We start from the raw sequence: 17,570 nt of genomic DNA on the forward strand, positions 1-17,570 counted from the left end.
CAAACGCCCCCCACACCCCTCCGCGCATGAAATGCACGTGAAATATCGCGCCGTGCATTGCCCGGGACACGCTGAGACAATTGCCAGGGCTTCACAATGCGACGCCCGTCGCTGTACAAAGGAATCCAGAGGAAAGCAGTATTGTCCCTGGGCAGCCAGAGGCCTGGTGTCACCGCACGTCAGAGGCGTACCCAAAGTCCCTGGCAGGTGGCGGGCCACAGGAAAGGACCGATATCCGTGGCGCAGCGAGTAGTGGTCACCCTCTCCGACGACATCGACGGCGGAGAAGCGGCGGAAACGGTCGCGTTCGGTCTCGACGGGAAGATGTACGAGATCGACCTGAATGCTGCCAATGCAAAGAAACTCCGCAAGGCGCTCGCGCCCTACCTCGCGGCCGGGCGGAAGCAGACGGGCAAGGCGAGCGGCGGTGTGACCGGAACCACCACCGCCTACACGCACACCGACCTCGCCCCCGACCCGGCGGCGGTCCGCGCCTGGGCCCAGTCCCACAAGATGGACGTGCCGGCCCGGGGCCGCATCCCCAAGCGGGTCTACGAGGCCTTCCGCGAGGCGAGCTGACACCCGCCCCCAGGGGCCCGGCGGAACGGATTTGCGTTCCACCCCCCTTGATCGGCTAGAGTCTGGATCACGCCGAGGGGCGAGGCCGAAAAGGCCGAGTCCCACGCAGCGTGCGGGTGTAGTTCAGTAGTAGAACATCCCCCTTCCAGGGGGAAGGCGCAGTGTGCGATCCCTGTCACCCGCTCTGCATCACGGTTACCGACCACTCCGGTGGATCAGGTACAGTGGTGCTCGCACCGCCCGGTGAAAGCCGGTCGGGAGCAATGCGGACGTGGCTCAGTTGGTAGAGCATCACCTTGCCAAGGTGAGGGTCGCGAGTTCGAATCTCGTCGTCCGCTCAGGGTGAAGGACCCGGTTCTCAGGAACCGGGTCCTTCTGCGTTTTCCGAGTGCGCCCTCCCGCCCCATGACATTTGTCAGTACGGGTGATGACACCGCGCACTGCCCGCCGCCCCGGCCGGACGGAAGGTTGGAGCCATGACAGCTGAAGCCCTGACACCGGCCATCGAGGCGACCGACCTGAGCCGCACCTACGACGGCGGCTTCGCGGCGGTGCGCGGCATCTCGCTCACCGTGCCCCGGGGCGAGGTCTTCGCGCTCCTCGGCACCAACGGCGCCGGCAAGACCTCCACCGTCGAACTCCTGGAAGGCCTCGCCGCCCCCACCGGCGGCACCGCCCGCGTCCTCGGCCACGACCCGTACCGGGAGCGCTCCGCCGTCCGCCCGCGCATCGGCGTGATGCTCCAGGAAGGCGGCTTCCCTTCCGACCTCACCGTCACCGAGACCGTACGGATGTGGGCCGGCGTCACCAGCGGCGCCCGGCCCGCCGGGGAAGCCCTCGCCGCCGTCGGCCTCACCGGCCGCGAGAAGGTGCGGATCAAGCAGCTGTCCGGCGGCGAGCGCCGCCGCCTCGACCTCGCCTGCGCCCTCCTCGGCCGCCCCGAGGTCCTCTTCCTCGACGAACCCACCACCGGCCTCGACGCCGAGGGCCGCCGCGACACCTGGGAGCTCGTCCGCTCCCTGCGCGACCAGGGCACCACCGTCCTCCTCACCACGCACTACCTGGAGGAGGCCGAATCCCTCGCCGACCGGCTCGCGATCATGCACGCCGGCCGGATCGTGCTCTCCGGCACGCCCGCCGAGGTCACCGCCGCCCAGCCCGCCCGGATCCGCTTCGCGCTCCCCGACGGAATGCCCGCCGCCCGGCTGCCGCTCGCGCTGAAGGCGGCCGAGGACGGCGGCCGGATCGAGATCCGCACCCACGCCCTCCAGGACGACCTCACCGAACTCCTCGGCTGGGCCCGTGAGCACGGCGTCCGGCTCGACGGGCTCGACGCCCGCTCCGCCTCCCTCGAAGAGGCCTTCCTCGACATCGCCTCCCGCACGGAGACCACCCCCGGCGGCCAGAAGGAGACCGTGACCCGATGAGCACGACCACCGCGACCGGCACCGGCCGGCCCTCCACCCCCCTCACCCGGCTCGCCGCCCTCGGCCGGGCCGAGCTGACCCTCCTCGGCCGCAACCGCAACAACCTCTTCGTCGCGGCCGCCATGCCGGTGCTGATGATCTTCCTGCTGCGGTCCTCGCTCAGGGGCATCGACGAGGCCACCCTCGGCAGCTCCTTCGCCTCCGCCACCCTCATCGGCGGCACCGGCATGGTCCTGCTCCTCGTCGTCTACATGAGCCTCACCTCCAGCCTCACCGCCCGCCGCGAGGAGCTCGTCCTCAAGCGGCTGCGGACCGGCGAGGCCACCGACACCGAGATCCTCGCCGGCGCCGCCCTGCCGGTCACCGCCATCGCCCTCGTCCAGTGCGCGATCCTGACCGTCGGCGGCGTCACCCTCCTCGACGCCGGCGCCCCGGCCCGGCCCGACCTGCTGGCCCTCGGCCTCGCCGCCGCCATCGTGCTGCTCGCCGGGCTCGCCGCCGTCACCACCACGATCACCCGCACGGTCGAGAGCGCCGGCCTCACCACCCTGCCGCTCTTCCTCGTCTCCTCTTTCGGCTCCGGCCTCTTCGTCCCCCGCGAGGTCCTCCCCGGCCTGGCCGCCGACCTGGCCCAGCTGCTCCCGCTCAGCGGCGTCATGGAGTTCGTCCGGGCCGGCTGGCTCGGCACCGCGCACAGCGGCAGCCTGCTCACCGCCGCACTCAATACAGTGGCCTGGGGCGTCCTGACGGGGTGGGCGGTCCGCCGCTGGTTCCGCTGGGAGCCCCGGCGCTAACCGACCGGAGGGAAAAGGACCGGATGCCCACGATGACCGGATGGTGGTCACGGCGCAGCATCGCCGGGAAGGTCGAGCTGTACACCCGGTGGACCTTCCACCTGATGGCGCCGGTCGAGCTCTTCGCCCTCAGCAGCATCCCGCTCAGCCTGGGCGGACCCGGCGGTCTCGACACAGGCGCGGTCCTCGGCCTCACGCTGTGGATCGTCGCCCACAGCGCGTTCTGCGCGGTGGTCGCCTCCCGCGGCCTCGACCACACCACCGGCATCCGCGTCCGGCCCGTCCGGCTCGCCACCGCCCTCTGCGCCGTCACCGCGCTCGCGAACCTCACCATCGCCGCCCTCTGGACGGCCCGGATCCTGCCCGACGGCTCGGTCAACGCGAGCGTGATCGTCGTCAGCGGCGTCTTCACCGTCGGCGCGCTGGTCCTCTGCCTCGACCGCGTCCGGCACATGGCGTACGCGGTCGCCGCCACCGCCGTCGCCACGGCGCTGCCCGTCCTCCTCTTCGGCCACGGCGCCCCGGAGTCGCTGGCCGCCCTGGTCGCCGTCCTCCTCGGCGGCGGCGGATACGCCTCCGCCTGCGGCTTCTCCTCCTGGCTCCTCGGCGTCGTCCAGGAGCTGGAGCGCTCCCGCGACCTGAAGGCCCGGCTGGCCGTCGCCGAGGAACGGCTCCGCTTCGGCCGCGACCTCCACGACGTCATGGGCCGCAACCTCTCGGTGATCGCGCTCAAGAGCGAGCTCGCCGTCCAGCTCGCCCGGCGCGGCCGCCCCGAGGGCGTGGACCAGATGGTGGAGGTCCAGCGGATCGCCCAGGAGTCCCAGCGGGAGGTCCGGGAGGTCGTCCGCGGCTACCGCGAGGCCGATCTGCGGGTCGAGCTGGAGGGGGCACGGGGCGTCCTCGACGCCGCCGGCATCGACTGCGCCGTCGACGCCCCCGCCCTCGGCCTGCCCGGCGGGGTGCAGTCCGCGCTCGGCTGGGTCGTCCGCGAGACCACCACCAACGTGCTGCGGCACGGCGACGCCCGCCGCTGCGCGATCACCCTCTCGCGGACGGCCGACGAGGTGCTGCTGACCGTGGAGAACGACGGGGCGGCGGTACGGGACGGGGCCGGCGCTCCCGGGCGCACCGGCTCCGGCCTCGCCGGGCTGCGGGAGCGGCTCGGGGCCGTGGGCGGCACCCTGGAGGCCGGGTTCACGGACCCGCACTCCTTCCGCGTCACCGCCCGGGTGCCGCTGGCCGTGCCGGAACGAGCCGGCACCCGACACGAGAAGGAGACGGTCGCGTGAGCGAGCCCGTACGCGTCCTGCTCGCCGACGACGAGCACCTGATCCGGGGGGCGCTCGCCGCCCTGCTCGCCCTGGAGGACGACCTGGTCGTCGTCGCGGAGGCCGCGACGGGACCCGAGGCGCTCGCGATGGCGCGCGCCCACCGGCCCGACGTCGCGGTCCTCGATCTCCAGATGCCCGGGGCGGACGGTGTGACAGTGGCCACATCGATCCGGGACGAACTCCCCGACTGCCGCACGATGATCGTGACCGGTCACGGCCGCCCAGGGCACCTCAAGCGGGCCCTCGCGGCGGGCGTCCGCGGCTTCGCGCCGAAGACCGTCAGCGCCCAGCGGCTGGCCGAGCTGATCCGTACCGTGCACGCCGGAAACCGTTACGTGGACCCGGAGTTGGCGGCCGACGCGATCGCCTCGGGCGACTCCCCGCTGACCGCCAGGGAGGCCGAGGTGCTCGAACTCGCCGCCGACGGCGCCCCCGTCGCGGAGATCGCCCGGCGGGCCGCGCTCTCCCCCGGGACCGTCCGGAACTACCTCTCCTCCGCCACCGCGAAGCTCGGTGCGGAGAACCGTCACGCGGCAGTGCGTCTCGCGCGCGCCAAAGGTTGGGTATAGTTAGCAGCGCGCTACGGCGCATGCGGACGTGGCTCAGTTGGTAGAGCATCACCTTGCCAAGGTGAGGGTCGCGAGTTCGAATCTCGTCGTCCGCTCAGCGTGAAGGCCCCGGTTCATCGAACCGGGGCCTTCGTTGTGTGCACGGCACGGCCGGACGTGCCGGAGCCGTACGGGTCCGGGGAACCCGTACGGCTCGATGCGGTCAGAAGGCCGCGGACCAGGGCTTGCCGGTCAGCAGCTCGTACGCCTCCAGGTACTTGGCGCGGGTGGCGTCCACGATCTCCTGCGGGAGGGCCGGCGGCGGCTGCTCGCTCCGGCGGTCCCAGCCCGAGGCCGGGGAGGTCAGCCAGTTCCGCACGAACTGCTTGTCGTACGAAGGCTGGGCGCGGCCCGGCTGCCACTGGTCGGCCGGCCAGAAGCGGGAGGAATCCGGGGTCAGCACCTCGTCGGCGAGGACCAGCGTCCCGCCGTCGAAGCCGAACTCGAACTTCGTGTCGGCGAGGATGATGCCCCGCTCGCGGGCGATGTCCCGGGCCCGGCCGTAGACGGCGAGGGTGGTCTGGCGCAGCAGGGCGGCGGTCTCGGCGCCGACCTGGCGGGCCACCTCCTCGTAGGAGACGTTCTCGTCGTGGTCGCCGACGGCGGCCTTGGTCGCCGGGGTGAAGATCGGCGCGGGCAGCTCGGAGCCGTCGCTCAGCCCCTCGGGGAGCGCGAGACCGCAGACCGTGCGGGACTCCTCGTACTCGACCAGGCCGGAGCCGGTGAGGTAACCACGGGCGACGCACTCGACCGGGACCATGTCCAGGGACTTGCAGACCAGGGTGCGGCCCGCCCAGTCGGCGGGGGCGCCGGCCGGCAGCTCGGTGGAGAGGACGTGGTGCGGGACCAGGTCGGAGAGCAGGTCGAACCACCACAGGGAGAGCTGGGTGAGCACCCGGCCCTTGTCCGGGATCTCGGTGGGCAGCACCCAGTCGTACGCGGACATGCGGTCGCTCGCCACCATCACGAGCTCGCCGGCCTCGTTCCGGTACAGGTCACGCACCTTGCCCGTGTGCAGGTGGGTGAGACCCGGAACCTCGACGGGCTCGGGCTTTTCTACGAATCCGGACACGGTTCCTCCGCGTAGGTTGATCCAGGAACGGTCCGATTCTCTCGTACGCGCGACCGGGCCGGGTCGCCGGGCCCCTCGCAGCCACCGGATGGCGGCTTCTCCTGGTCAGTCCCTCTTACAGATCCGGTCGAGGAGGTTGGCGGTGGCGCGCTGGACACGGGCGTCGACATGGCCCGGCCGGTCCAGCGCGGGCGACCAGGCGAAGGTGCCGGAGGCGAAGACCCACGCGCCCGAGGGCGCCCGGTAGAGGCTGGTCTCCTGGTGCCGCAGGGCCCCGTCGCCGTCCCGGTAGGGCGAGTGGGCGAGCAGGATGCGGTTCTCGTGCTCGGGGAGCGGGGTGCGCGGGAAGTAGCGGTCGGCCTCGCCGGCGACGAGGCCGGGCAGCTCGTCGCCGTCGCCGGCGCCGGTGGCCTCCCAGAGCCAGTGCCCGGCGTTCCGCACGACGAGCGGGTGCGGTTCGGGCACCCGGCCGGCGTACTGGATGCCGAGGAGCTGCTGCTCGGGCCGGTCGACCTCGCGCCAGAGGGCGGAGCGGCCGGGGCCCCGGCGCTTGCGGCAGGTCAGCAGCCGGTCCGGCACACCGGACGGCGAAGGGCCCAGCTCCACCTGCCAGTACATGGTGTTGGCGGAGAGGAAGACCAGCGAGGTGCCCTGGTCCCGGGCGCGCTCCGCGGCCTTCCGCATCGGCGCCGACCAGTACTCGTCGTGACCGGGGAAGACCAGGCCCCGGTAGCGGGTCGGGTCGATGAGGCCGGCGTGCAGGTCCCGGGTCTCGGCGTAGGCGAGGTCGTAGCCGTACCGCTCCGCCCAGCGGATGAAGTCGTAGGCGTGGCCGACGTGCAGGGGCAGGCCCGCGCCCGCGTACGGCCGGTCGAAGGAGACGGTGACGGCCGCCTCCTCCTCGCCGAGCAGCCGGCCCTCCTCGTCCCAGGCGTGGTACAGGCTGGCGCCGGTGCGGCCGTCCTCCGGATAGAGGTTGTACGCCTGCCAGGTGATGTCCGGCAGGACGAGGAGGAGGTCCGCGGGGTGGGAGTCCCGCACCGTGAAGGGGATGTGGGAGCGGTAGCCGTCGGCGGTCGTGAGGACGGCGACGTACGCGCCGATCGTCCAGTAGCTGGGGACCTGGAGCCGCCAGGACTGCCACCAGTGGTGGCAGGAGACCGTGCGGTCGGCGGTGAGCGGGGGCGGCTGGACGATCCCGGAGAGCCGCGGGCTCGTGGTGATCTTCGCGGCGCCGTCGCCGCCGTAGTGCCCGATCCGGTACACGTCGACCGAGAACGGCTGCGGCGGGTCCACCGTGACGTGGAAGTCGATCGACTCGCCGGGCGCGACGGCACCGCCGGACGCGAAGCCCTTGATCTGCCGGCGCACGTCGTCGGCCGTCCGGGGGCCTCCGGCGCCGCCCCGGGCCAGGGTCTCGTCCGCGTACCAGGGCACCAGCTGCCCGGTGTCGTCGAAGTAGTTGTCCGACCCGCGCAGCCAGGGCAGCGGACCCTGCCCGAAGGGATCGGAGACGGCGTGCGCGAACGCACCCGACTCCCAGCGCCTGATCTGCTCCGCCCCCATGCCGCGCCCTCCCTCGTCTCCCCCGGCCGGTGCCGACGGCCCCTGCCCCCGGGTATGCCCCTGTCAGTGCCATTCCCCAGCACATCACATAACGCACGCGGACCGTCACCGTTCGTCGTGAATCGGCAAAGGTGGAACACGACCGTCCGGTAGCTCGGACCCGACCGGTCAGAGGAGACGGACCGGCTTCTCCGGGCGTACCCCCGTCGTGGCCAGCCAGGCCCGCAGGGGGGCCGGGTCCCCGTCCTCCACCAGCGCGAGGACGTGCGGAGTGAGGTCCGTGGCCCGGACGCCGTCCACCAGCAGAGCGGGGCCGTCGAGCCAGTCCAGTCCTGGGGCGGCGCCGGTGGTGTCGACGGCGGCGCAGCAGACCAGCGCGGTGACGTGGTCGGCGAGCAGGTCGCGGCCGGTACGCGGCGGGACCAGCGGGCAGAGGGGCCAGGGGCCGTCCGGGCCGGAGAAGCCCGCGGCGTCGGCGGTGACCCGGGCCTCCCACTCGGCGTCCTCGCGCGCCACCCGGGCGCTGAGCGCGGCGGCGAGCGTGTCGGCGGCGGGGTTGCGGATCTCGTCCTCGGCGGAGACCGGGTAGTCCTCGTCCGCGACCGGAACCGGGTCGTCCTCGTCCCCCATCGGCACGGGGGCGTGCCCGTCCGCGACCGGATCCGAGTAGTCCTCGTCCAGGACCGGCACGGGGTCGCCCTCGTCCGGGACCGGCACAGGGGCGTGCCCGTCCGCCCCCGGCGCGGGGGTGTGCTCCTCCACCACCGGCGCGGGGGCGTGCGCGCCCGCCGCGGGCTTCGGGTCGTCCTCGCCCGCGGCCGTCGGCAGGTCGGCCTCGTCCGCCGCGGGCTTCGGGTCATCCCCGTCCGCGACCGTCGACAGGTCGGCCTCGTCCGCCGCGGGCTTCGGGTCATCCCCGTCCGCGACCGTCGACAGGTCGGCCTCGTCCGCCGCGAGCCGCGGGGCGTCCCCGTCCGCGACCGTCGACAGGTCGGCCTCGTCCTTCGTGGGTGTCAGGCGCGCCGGGTGGGCGGACCGCGACGGTGCCGGGTGCTCGGCCGGGGTGGTCGTCAGGTGGGTGAGGACGCGGGTGAGCGTCGGGGCCTGCGCCGCGTCGGCCGCCTCGGGGTCCTCGGTGGCCGCCAGCCGGTCGAGGACGTCGTGGAGCCGGGCCGCGTCCGCCCGCCACTTCCGGTCGACTACCTCCTCCGGGTAACGGCTCCATTCGACCGGCGCCCAGTCCGGGCCCGCCTCGGCGGGGCCGCCGTGGAAGAGCCGGGCGGCGAGCAGCGAGGCCGCCTCGTCCACGGCCCCGGGCTCCTCCAAGAGGTCGCAGGCCGGGCGCTCGCCGAGCCGGGAGGAGTACCCCTCCGCGAGCCGGTCGCGGCGGGAGAGTTCGGTGAGGGCGGAGACCACGCCCGCGTCGAGCCCGGACGGCCAGCGGCCCATCCGCCAGGCGGGCAGCGCGACCCGGGTGAGGAGCCGGTCCCAGCCCGCGTACGCGAGCCCCACCTGCTCCTGCGCGACGATCCGGGTCCCCTGGTCCACGGCCTGGGCCCGCTCGGATCCGGCGGCGGCGACGCCGCGCTCCATCTCGGCGGCGTGCGTGCCGCAGGCCCGCAGGAGCAGCCGGGCCACCCGCCCGACGCCCCGGGCGCCGAGCCGGCGCAGCGGGCCGAGGTCGGGCGCGTCCGCCACGACGGCGGCGGCGTCGAGGCCGCGCACGAAGCGGCGGGCGGCGGCTATGTCGGGGTCGGCGGCCGGTCCGGTGCCGGCGACGACCGGCGCGAGGACCGCGCGCAGCTCGGCGACCCGCATCCACCACAGGAACGGGGAGCCTATGACGAGGACCGGCGAGCCGGCCGCGCCGGCCTGCCGGTGCACCCGGTGCGAGCGGTCCTCCAGCCAGCTGTCGCAGTCCGGGGTCAGGGCTATCGCGGCGGGCGCGGGCACGTCGAGCCGGTCGGCGAGGTCCCGCACGAGGCGGTGGAGGTCGGGGGCGGCGGCCTCGGTGAGCTCCACCGTCGGCGTCACGGCCGGGCGGGCGCGGGCGACGACGAGCGCGACGGCCGCGGCGGCCAGCAGGACGAGGACCGCGAGGACGGTGACGGTCCAGCGGGCGGTGGCCCAACCCGCCCCCGTGAAGTGGCCGGTGACCTCGCCCGCGTACAGCACGACGGCGACCGCGGCGGGGAGGATGGCGGCGCCGAGCGCCCGTCCGCGCACGCGCAGGATGGCGAGGGCGCGGGAGCGCGCGGCCCGCACACCCCACTCCTCGCCGAGGCCGCTGTCGCTGCCGCCGTTTCCGAAGCCGCTGCCGGACACGCCGTACCTCACCCCCTCTCCCCGTCCTGGACGGGACTACCCGTGGCGGTGTTGCTCACTCCCCCACTGTGGCACCCGCCACCGACATCGCAATGTCGGTGGGCCAAGTGCCGGAACGCCTGCGCCGCACCCTAGTTGGGGCTTCGGCGGGCGTCATCCAGATGGCCGAGCCGTCACTCGATCGAATGGCTTTGGGTAAAGGTGGTGCCGGTGGCGCGGCCGGTCGCTTGACTTCCCGGCCGCGCTCCCGCTCCGGTACGGATCAGCCCTGGGCGGCCTTGAGCGCGATGTCCGTACGGTGCTGCGCACCGTCAAGGCGGATGCGGCCGACTGCCGCGTAGGCGCGCTCGCGGGCCTCGGCCAGGTCCGAACCGGTGGCGGTCACGGACAGCACCCGGCCGCCCGCGCTGACGACCGCGTCGCCGTCCCGCCTGGTGCCCGCGTGGAGCACGTACGCGTGCGGGGCGTCCTGCTCCACGACCTCGGCGAGGCCCTCGATGGGGTCGCCGGTGCGCGGGGTGCCCGGGTAGTTGTGGGAGGCGACGACCACGGTCACGGCGGCCTCGTCGCGCCAGGCCAGCGGGGGCTGGTCGGCGAGGGTGCCCTGGGCGGCGCGCAGCAGGACGCCGGCGAGCGGGGTCTTCAGGCGGGCCAGGACGACCTGCGTCTCGGGGTCGCCGAAGCGGGCGTTGAACTCGATGACCCGGACCCCGCGGCGGGTGATCGCCAGACCGGCGTACAGCAGGCCGGAGAAGGGGGTGCCGCGGCGGCGCAGCTCGTCGACGGTCGGCTGGAGGACGGTCTCCATGACCTCGTCGACCAGCTTCGGGTCCGCCCACGGCAGCGGCGAGTAGGCGCCCATGCCACCGGTGTTGGGGCCCTCGTCGCCGTCGAGCGCGCGCTTGAAGTCCTGCGCGGGCTGGAGCGGGAGGACGGTGGTGCCGTCGGTGATCGCGAAGAGGGAGACCTCGGGGCCGTCCAGGTACTCCTCGATGACCACGCGGTCGCAGGCGAGCGCGTGGGCGCGGGCCGCCTCGACGTCGTCGGTGACGACGACGCCCTTGCCGGCGGCGAGACCGTCGTCCTTGACGACGTACGGCGCGCCGAAGGCGTCGAGGGCCTCGTCGATCTCGGCGGGGGTGGTGCAGACGTAGCTGCGGGCGGTCGGCACGCCGGCGCCGGCCATGACGTCCTTGGCGAACGCCTTGGAGCCCTCCAGCTCCGCCGCCTCCTTGGACGGGCCGAAGACGGGGATGCCGACGGCGCGGACGGCGTCGGCGACACCGGCGACGAGCGGGGCCTCTGGGCCGACGACGACCAGGTCGGCGCCGAGCTCGGTGGCGAGCGCGGCGACCGCGCCGCCGTCCAGCTGGTCGACGGCGTGCAGCTCGGCGACCCCGGCGATTCCGGCGTTGCCGGGCGCGCAGTGCAGAGCGGTGACGTCGGGATCGAGGGAGAGAGAGCGGCACAGGGCATGTTCGCGGGCGCCGCCGCCGATGACGAGGACCTTCACGCCAGCCAGGGTAGCCCGCCGACCGGGAAGGTCCTTGTGCGGGCCACCGAGCGAGACGGCCCTAGTCGTTCGTGTATTCCTCCACAACGGTGGCGCCGAGCTCGCGCACGATCAGCTCGTGCCCGGAGAGCGCCGACTCCACGAGGTCCGGATCGTCCTCCTCCGGCACGTCGTCCTCGGGCGCCACGGGCGGCGGCTGCGGCGACCGCTGCTGTACGGGGCCGGGCGCCGGGGCCTGCGCGGGCGCCGCCTGCGGGGCGGGCCGCGCCGGAGCCTGCGCCTGGACGGGAGCGGGCGCGGCGGCCGGGGCGGGGGAGGACGCGGGCGGGGCGGGGGGCCGGCCGCCGCCTCCGCCTCCGAAGCCGCCGCCTCCCCCGAAGCCACCGCCGCCTCCGCCTCCGAAGCCGCCGCCACCGGAGAAGTTGCCCCCGGGGCTGCCGGCCCCGGGCGGGGGCGCGGAGCCGCCCGACGGGTCGACGATCGCCTCGATCTTCCACTGCACGTTGAACTGCTCGGCGAGCGCGGCCTTGAGGACCTCCTCGCTGCCGCTGCTCGCGAAGTTGTCCCGCGCGCCCGCGTTGAGGAAGCCGATCTGCAGCGTGGTGCCGTCGAAGCCGGCGACCTGCGCGTTCTGGCTCAGGAGGATCCACGTGAAGCGGCGCCGGTTCTTGACCGCTTCGAGGATGGACGGCCACATGTTCCGCACCTGACCGGCACCGGCGGCCATGTCGCCGCCGCCGGGCGCGGCGGCGGGGGCCGGAGAAGGCGCGGGCGCGGCAGCGGGCGCGGGCGCGGCGGGAGCCGGGGCGCCGGCGGTCGGCCACCCGCCGGGCCGCGCTGCCCCCGGCCAGGCACCGGGCCGCGAGGCGTCGGCCGGCGCCGACTGAGCCGGGGCCGGGGCCTGGGACGGGGCGTGCGGCTGGGGCTGGGACTGCGGCTGGGTCGGCGCGGGGGCGGCCGGGGCCGGGCTCGGCGGCAGGGGCGGCGGGGCGATCGGCGTATGGGCGTCGGGCCCGGGGACGTACCCCATCGACGGCCCGGCGGGCGGGGCCGGTGTGAAGACGGCGGCGGCCTGGGCGTTCTGGGCGCCGCGCTCCAGCCGGTCGAGCCGGGCGAGCAGCGACCGCTCGTCGTCGAAGGCGGCGGGCAGCAGCACGCGCGCGCAGATCAGCTCCAGCTGGAGGCGCGGCGAGGTGGCGCCGCGCATCTCGGTGAGCCCCTCGTTGACGAGGTCGGCGGCGCGGCTCAGCTCGGCGGCGCCGAACACCGACGCCTGCGCCTGCATCCGCTCCACCACGTCGGCGGGCGCGTCGATGAGCCCCTTCTCGCCGGCGTCGGGCACGGCGGCCAGGATCACGAGGTCCCGCAGCCGCTCCAGGAGGTCGGCGACGAACCGGCGGGGGTCGTTGCCCCCCTCGATGACCCGGTCGACGACCTCGAAGGCGGCGGCGCCGTCGCCCGAGGCGAAGGCGTCGACGACGGAGTCGAGGAGCGAGCCGTCCGTGTAACCGAGGAGCGAGGTGGCCATGGCATACGTCACACCGTCCTCGCCCGCGCCGGCGAGGAGCTGGTCCATCACGGACATCGAGTCACGCACGGACCCGGCGCCGGCGCGCACCACGAGCGGCAGCACGCCGTCCTCGACGGGGATCCCCTCGCGCCCGCACACCTCGCCGAGGTACTCGCGGAGGGTGCCGGGCGGCACGAGCCGGAACGGGTAGTGGTGGGTCCGCGACCGGATGGTCCCGATGACCTTCTCGGGCTCGGTCGTGGCGAAGATGAACTTGAGGTGCTCCGGCGGCTCCTCGACCACCTTCAGCAGGGCGTTGAACCCCGCCGAGGTGACCATGTGGGCCTCGTCGATGATGTAGATCTTGTAGCGGCTGGAGGCGGGCCCGAAGAAGGCCTTCTCCCGCAGGTCACGGGCGTCGTCGACACCACCGTGCGAGGCGGCGTCGATCTCGATGACGTCGATGGACCCCGGTCCGTTGCGCGCCAGGTCCCGACAGGACTGGCACTCGCCGCACGGCGTCGGCGTCGGCCCCTGCTCGCAGTTCAGGCACCGCGCGAGGATCCGCGCACTGGTCGTCTTGCCGCACCCGCGGGGCCCGCTGAACAGGTACGCGTGATTGACCCGGTTGTTCCGCAGGGCCTGCTGCAACGGGTCGGTGACATGCTCCTGCCCGATGACCTCGGCGAAGGACTCGGGGCGGTAGCGGCGGTACAGCGCGAGAGACGACACGTATACGAGGTTATAGGCGCCCACCGACAACCCGGGAAAACCGCCCGCCCCCCACGACCACCGGGAACCACCGCGACACCGGCCCTGCCGGGACGGCGAACCTCGCCCCTGCCGGGCCACCGGACCACCGGGCCACCGGCGAACGCGCGGGCCTCCGGTCTCCGGCCCCGGGCCACAGACCGCTGGGAACGCACGGCCCGCCAGGCGCCCACCGGCCGCCAGGCATCGACGGCCACCGACCACCGTCGCCGGGAACGCAAGCGCCCCCCACGCACCCGCCAGAGCCGACCTACCCTTGCTGCCTTCCGGCCCTGGGGGAGTTCAGTCAGATAGCGCCGCGTGAGGGGCTCCGCCCAGCGTACCCGATCCGAACCCCCACATCAGCCCCCTCCCACCCGACCTCCTCCCCTCCCCCTCCCCCTCGTGGATCACGTTCGCGAGCACCCTCCGCGGTCATGTAATGTTCTCCACGGAGGATTCGCCTAGAGGCCTAGGGCGCACGCTTGGAAAGCGTGTTGGGGGCAACCCCTCACGAGTTCGAATCTCGTATCCTCCGCAGCCGCCTGAACAGGCGAACGAAGGGCCCCGCTGGTTACCAGCGGGGCCCTTCGTCGTTACCGTCAGGCCCCGTTGTCCTGATCTTCGTCCACGGGACCCTTGCCCCCGCCGCTTCGGCCGCCGGGCCGTCGGTGCGGCGCATGACCATGCGCACGTCCCACGACAGCGCGACCACGGGCACGCCCATGAGGAACGGGTCGTCCAGTGGCCCGGCCGTCGGTCCGGCCAGGCAGGCGCCGGTCAGCCACGCCGACCCGGCCGCCACCGTGATGGCGGAGTGCCGGCGGCACCGCTGGGTGGTGTTGCGGCCGATCCACCACGCCGTCCCGTAAGGGCGACGGAGGCCAGGGCGAGGCCGTCATCGACGGCGCGCTGTCGGCCCAGCGCAGATGGGGCGCCCTCGCCACCGCTTAGGCATTCCCCAACCTGTGTCGTTCGTGCGCGGAAAGGTGATGGCCCCTGACCACGAGTTCCTGGTCAGGGGCCATCACCTGCGGTAATCGAAACCTATGCTTGCATCGCCGCTCCGGCAGGCGTACGCGCGTTTCGCGGCATCGGAACTAGAACCGTCCGCGGATCTGCTTACCCGCAGCACTCTCAGGGTGGTTCAACGCGTCGTAGACCTTGTGCCCAGAGTCGCGGGCGCCACCGGCCCAGGACACGCCCCGCCCGGTTTCCTTGGCGGCGATGCCGCTCCAGTACTTCGCCTCACGTTCCCACTGGATGCCCTCCAGCAGGCGCTCCAGGGTGACGCCGTCGGGCAGGGGGTCCGTGCTCCAGGACATCGTCCGGTTCATGGTCGCACCGAGGCCGGCCACGACTGCAGGGGCGGTGATGGCAGTCTTGGCGTGGAAGAGTGCGGCGTTCTCTTGAAGGAACTCACCTACGGTCTCCATGACCTCACGCTGGACGACAAGCTTGTCCGGGCGGTCGCCGTTGGAGTCAGCGGGAATGTCCTCGTGCTCGATGCCGGTCGACGCGGCATGGATGCCAGCCTTACCGAGCATGGCCGTGGAGATGAGAGTCCGCAGGACCGACAACGTCATCCACTCCGGAGCCTTGTCCGACACCTGACGCTTGCCGGTGAGGATCAGGTTGGACAGCGGGACCGTGGTCTCATCGACCGACACCTTCAGTGACTCCATCAACTTGCGCGTCACGGTCGTGCCGAAGTCCCGCCCATCCATCGACATGGCCAAGGACTTGTCGACCGGAACGCCCTTCAGGTTGCGGTCGTGGAAGATCTGGCGGGCGGCGATGGTACTGATGCCGTGGAAGATCTCGAATGACAGCGGGATCGCGCCAAAGTCGAAGTCTTCCTCCAGCTCGAACGCAGCCGGGTTCCTCTTGATCCGGTGCCAGGCAGTGACCTGGGTCTCGCTGTCGAGAGCGTAGAGGCCGTCCTTGATAGGCAGGGCCGACGAGCCCTCCTCAGAGATGACCAGCGGACGCGGCGACCACAACGTGATCTGCGGCAGCGACCAGCCTTCGCCGTAGTCCCCCCGCAGGCCAGCCGCGATGTAATCGGCGTACTCGCCGACGTTCTTGGCCTTTTTACTGCCTGCCGTGCCGATGAGCCTCTGGATCTCGGCACGCGTACGGGCGTACTCGCTGACCGGCTGTCCGGCCTTCTGGGCGCGCTTGGTCGCGTCCTCGACCTCCTGGGGGTCGTTGACGATGGCGAGCAGGTTCTCACAGTCGATGACGCCGTTCGCCATAACCCCCTTACGAATCTCCCGGAGGTCGACGGGCAGGCCGGTGGTGACCGGCTTCAGAGACTTGGGAATGGCCATGAGTTATTCCCCCCAACCATGCGTCATTTTGACGCATCATCATCTATTGAGACGCTATCGGACGCCCCGTCAGACGGTCAACCGAGGTGGGCAGAATCGTCAACTTTCCTTGCCGCAGCAGGCGATCCGTCAACTGAGGTGCATAGATACTTTGCTCAAATGCGACTGCGGCAATCGCTCTCTACGTCAGACCAGCCACACCCGGAAGTCCCTTCCGCACGTCAGGCAGTAAGCCACGGAGGATGCGGACGGCACCCCTCTTTGCCCTCCTTCTTTGTCCAATGCGCTGGTGATAACCAGGGTTCACCGCCGTTCGCGCTTCCCGTCCGGCTGCCGCATGAACCCTTGCGAACGCCGGCGGCATCCCACGGACAGTCGAAAGCGAGTCGGAGGGCAACCCCTCACGAGTTCGAATCTCGTATCCTCCGCCAGCGCCCAGCAGGACGTACGAAGGTCCCGACCGCCGCGCGGTCGGGACCTTCGTCGTTCCGGGGTCGATGCCTTGGTCACCGTTGCCGTCCGGCGTCCGGCGCACGGCGTCCGGCGCACGGCGTCCGGCGCACGGCGTCCGGCGCACGGCGTCCGATCGAACGTGCGTCAGGGATGTGCGGGCGGACACCCCTACGGGCCCTGACCCTCTTCCGTTCTTCCGGTCACCGGATCGGGCGGTGGTCCGGTCGAAATGACGTTCCTGCCACGTTCCGGGCGCAGTGCAGCCGATACGTTCTGCGACGACCCGTCGATCCCAGCCATGAGGAGTGCTCCATGGGCCAGTTGGAGGAGTCGATCACTGCGGCGGTCGTCGGGGGGCCGGCGGTGCCCGTGACCGATCAGGTGGCGATCCGGCCTGCCGGGGCTCAGGGATCCCTCCCGCCGGACGACTGCTCGCGGCTCCGGGAGTTCCTTCGCTGCCCTCGACCGCCCGAGGGGGCCCGTGCTCGGCGGCTCCCCTTATCGCAGGAAGGCCCAGCACGTGGACCTCATCCTCCGCGCCGAGGGCGTGGACTTCTTCTACGGAGAACAGCAGGCCGTCAACGGCGCGGACTTCTCGCTCGCGCGTGGTGAGGTGGCGGCGATCACGGGCGGCAGCGGCTCCGGGAAGTCCTCGCTGCTGTACTGCCTCGCGGGTGTGCTGCCGCCCGCGAACGGCACGGTCACCTTCGACGGGGTGCGGCTGTCGTCGCTGTCCGACGCCGACCTGAACGCCCTGCGCCGGGAGCGGATCGGCTTCGTCGTCCCGTACGGGGAGCTGCTCGACGAACTGACCGTGGAGGAGAACGCCGCGCTGCCCCTCCGCCTGGCAGGGGTCGCGAAGGACCGGGCGCACGCGGCGGCGGCGCGCGTCCTCGGGCGGCTGGGGATGGACGACCTGCTCCGGCGCCGGGTGGCCGGGCTGTCCGGTGGGCAGCGCCGGCGGATCGCCGTCGCGCGGGCGCTCGTCCACCAGCCTGACGTGGTCTTCGCGGACGAGCCGAGCGGAGCTCTCGACAGCGCCGACGCGCAGACGGTCCTGAAGGAGTTCCTGCGCCTCGCGCGAGAGCTGGACACGGCGGTGGTGGTCGCCACCCACGACCCGGACGTGGCCGCGCGGGCCGACACCCGGTACGTGATGGTGGACGGCGTCCTCGCCCAGCGGGTGACGGTGTGAGGCCCTCGCTCCTGGGCCTGCCTCCGGTGAGGCGCGGGAGCGGAGGGCGTACTCACCCTCGGCGATGAGTTTCCGGGGGCAGCGGGGTCTTCATGGGTGCGCATACGTTTCGAT

General features: G+C 72.8%; 12 protein-coding genes, 4 tRNA genes and 1 other RNA gene. 10 read left to right on the forward strand and 7 right to left on the reverse strand.

Annotated features, from left to right (window positions below):
- Positions 1-237 precede the first annotated feature (237 nt).
- The 8 genes from ACFZCF_RS11105 to ACFZCF_RS11140 all read left to right on the forward strand — a co-directional run bounded on the left by ACFZCF_RS11105 (position 238) and on the right by ACFZCF_RS11140 (position 4,795).
- Entirely contained in the window at positions 238-579 is a 342-nt protein-coding gene (locus ACFZCF_RS11105) for an Lsr2 family protein (RefSeq protein WP_388442044.1), read from the forward strand.
- A gap of 112 nt (positions 580-691) precedes the next feature.
- A tRNA-Gly gene (locus ACFZCF_RS11110) sits at positions 692-763 on the forward strand.
- A gap of 81 nt (positions 764-844) precedes the next feature.
- Positions 845-917: transfer RNA gene (locus ACFZCF_RS11115), tRNA-Gly, on the forward strand.
- Between the two features lie 138 nt (positions 918-1,055).
- Positions 1,056-2,006 (forward strand): ATP-binding cassette domain-containing protein, encoded by a 951-nt coding sequence (locus tag ACFZCF_RS11120; RefSeq protein WP_391286130.1) that lies wholly within the window; start codon positions 1,056-1,058, stop codon positions 2,004-2,006.
- Positions 2,003-2,800, forward strand: coding sequence for an ABC transporter permease (locus ACFZCF_RS11125; RefSeq protein ID WP_391286132.1), 798 nt, complete (start codon positions 2,003-2,005; stop codon positions 2,798-2,800). The genes ACFZCF_RS11120 and ACFZCF_RS11125 overlap by 4 nt, the downstream gene beginning before the upstream one ends.
- 23 nt (positions 2,801-2,823) lie before the next feature.
- Positions 2,824-4,089: a sensor histidine kinase gene (locus tag ACFZCF_RS11130; protein WP_388442053.1), complete on the forward strand. Its 1,266-nt coding sequence runs from the start codon at positions 2,824-2,826 to the stop codon at positions 4,087-4,089.
- Positions 4,086-4,700: a response regulator gene (locus ACFZCF_RS11135; protein WP_388442056.1), complete on the forward strand. Its 615-nt coding sequence runs from the start codon at positions 4,086-4,088 to the stop codon at positions 4,698-4,700. Before ACFZCF_RS11130 ends, ACFZCF_RS11135 begins: the two co-directional genes overlap by 4 nt.
- Before the next feature lie 22 nt (positions 4,701-4,722).
- Positions 4,723-4,795, forward strand: a tRNA-Gly gene (locus ACFZCF_RS11140).
- A 107-nt stretch (positions 4,796-4,902) separates the two neighbouring features.
- Here the strand turns inward: ACFZCF_RS11140 and ACFZCF_RS11145 are convergent.
- From ACFZCF_RS11145 to ffs, 6 genes are all read right to left on the reverse strand, one after another.
- Positions 4,903-5,811, reverse strand: a complete 909-nt coding sequence (locus ACFZCF_RS11145) for a phosphoribosylaminoimidazolesuccinocarboxamide synthase (RefSeq protein ID WP_388442059.1) — start codon at positions 5,809-5,811, stop codon at positions 4,903-4,905.
- Between the two features lie 105 nt (positions 5,812-5,916).
- Complete coding sequence (locus ACFZCF_RS11150) at positions 5,917-7,377, reverse strand: N,N-dimethylformamidase beta subunit family domain-containing protein (RefSeq protein WP_388442062.1); 1,461 nt, start codon at positions 7,375-7,377, stop codon at positions 5,917-5,919.
- Between the two features lie 168 nt (positions 7,378-7,545).
- The gene (locus ACFZCF_RS11155; protein ID WP_391286135.1) at positions 7,546-9,714 is read right to left on the reverse strand and encodes a hypothetical protein; all 2,169 of its coding nucleotides are present in this window, start codon (positions 9,712-9,714) and stop codon (positions 7,546-7,548) included.
- 250 nt (positions 9,715-9,964) lie between these two features.
- A complete protein-coding gene (purD, locus tag ACFZCF_RS11160) occupies positions 9,965-11,215 on the reverse strand; it encodes a phosphoribosylamine--glycine ligase (protein WP_391286137.1) in 1,251 nt (416 codons plus the stop codon).
- A 61-nt stretch (positions 11,216-11,276) separates the two neighbouring features.
- Positions 11,277-13,457: a DNA polymerase III subunit gamma and tau gene (locus tag ACFZCF_RS11165; protein WP_391286139.1), complete on the reverse strand. Its 2,181-nt coding sequence runs from the start codon at positions 13,455-13,457 to the stop codon at positions 11,277-11,279.
- Positions 13,458-13,710: 253 nt separating this feature from the next.
- Positions 13,711-13,809: signal recognition particle sRNA small type (gene ffs, locus ACFZCF_RS11170), an RNA gene on the reverse strand.
- A gap of 119 nt (positions 13,810-13,928) precedes the next feature.
- Between ffs and ACFZCF_RS11175 the strand changes: the two genes are divergently transcribed.
- Positions 13,929-14,013: transfer RNA gene (locus ACFZCF_RS11175), tRNA-Ser, on the forward strand.
- Positions 14,014-14,575: 562 nt separating this feature from the next.
- Here ACFZCF_RS11175 and ACFZCF_RS11180 read toward each other — a convergent pair.
- Positions 14,576-15,808, reverse strand: a complete 1,233-nt coding sequence (locus ACFZCF_RS11180) for a DNA sulfur modification protein DndB (protein WP_391286141.1) — start codon at positions 15,806-15,808, stop codon at positions 14,576-14,578.
- Between the two features lie 973 nt (positions 15,809-16,781).
- Here ACFZCF_RS11180 and ACFZCF_RS11185 point away from each other — a divergent pair.
- A complete protein-coding gene (locus ACFZCF_RS11185; protein ID WP_391286142.1) occupies positions 16,782-17,456 on the forward strand; it encodes an ATP-binding cassette domain-containing protein in 675 nt (224 codons plus the stop codon).
- The last annotated feature ends 114 nt before the right edge of the window (positions 17,457-17,570 follow it).

The organism is Streptomyces sp. NPDC007945 (assembly GCF_042958885.1).
Lineage (GTDB): Bacteria > Actinomycetota > Actinomycetes > Streptomycetales > Streptomycetaceae > Streptomyces.

Coding starts and splice junctions, on each gene's coding strand:
- ACFZCF_RS11125 (WP_391286132.1), top strand. CDS start 2,003: ATGAGCACGACCACCGCGACCGGCACCGGCCGGCCCTCCACCCCCCTC.
- ACFZCF_RS11150 (WP_388442062.1), bottom strand. CDS start 7,377: ATGGGGGCGGAGCAGATCAGGCGCTGGGAGTCGGGTGCGTTCGCGCAC.
- ACFZCF_RS11130 (WP_388442053.1), top strand. CDS start 2,824: ATGCCCACGATGACCGGATGGTGGTCACGGCGCAGCATCGCCGGGAAG.
- ACFZCF_RS11180 (WP_391286141.1), bottom strand. CDS start 15,808: ATGGCCATTCCCAAGTCTCTGAAGCCGGTCACCACCGGCCTGCCCGTC.
- ACFZCF_RS11120 (WP_391286130.1), top strand. CDS start 1,056: ATGACAGCTGAAGCCCTGACACCGGCCATCGAGGCGACCGACCTGAGC.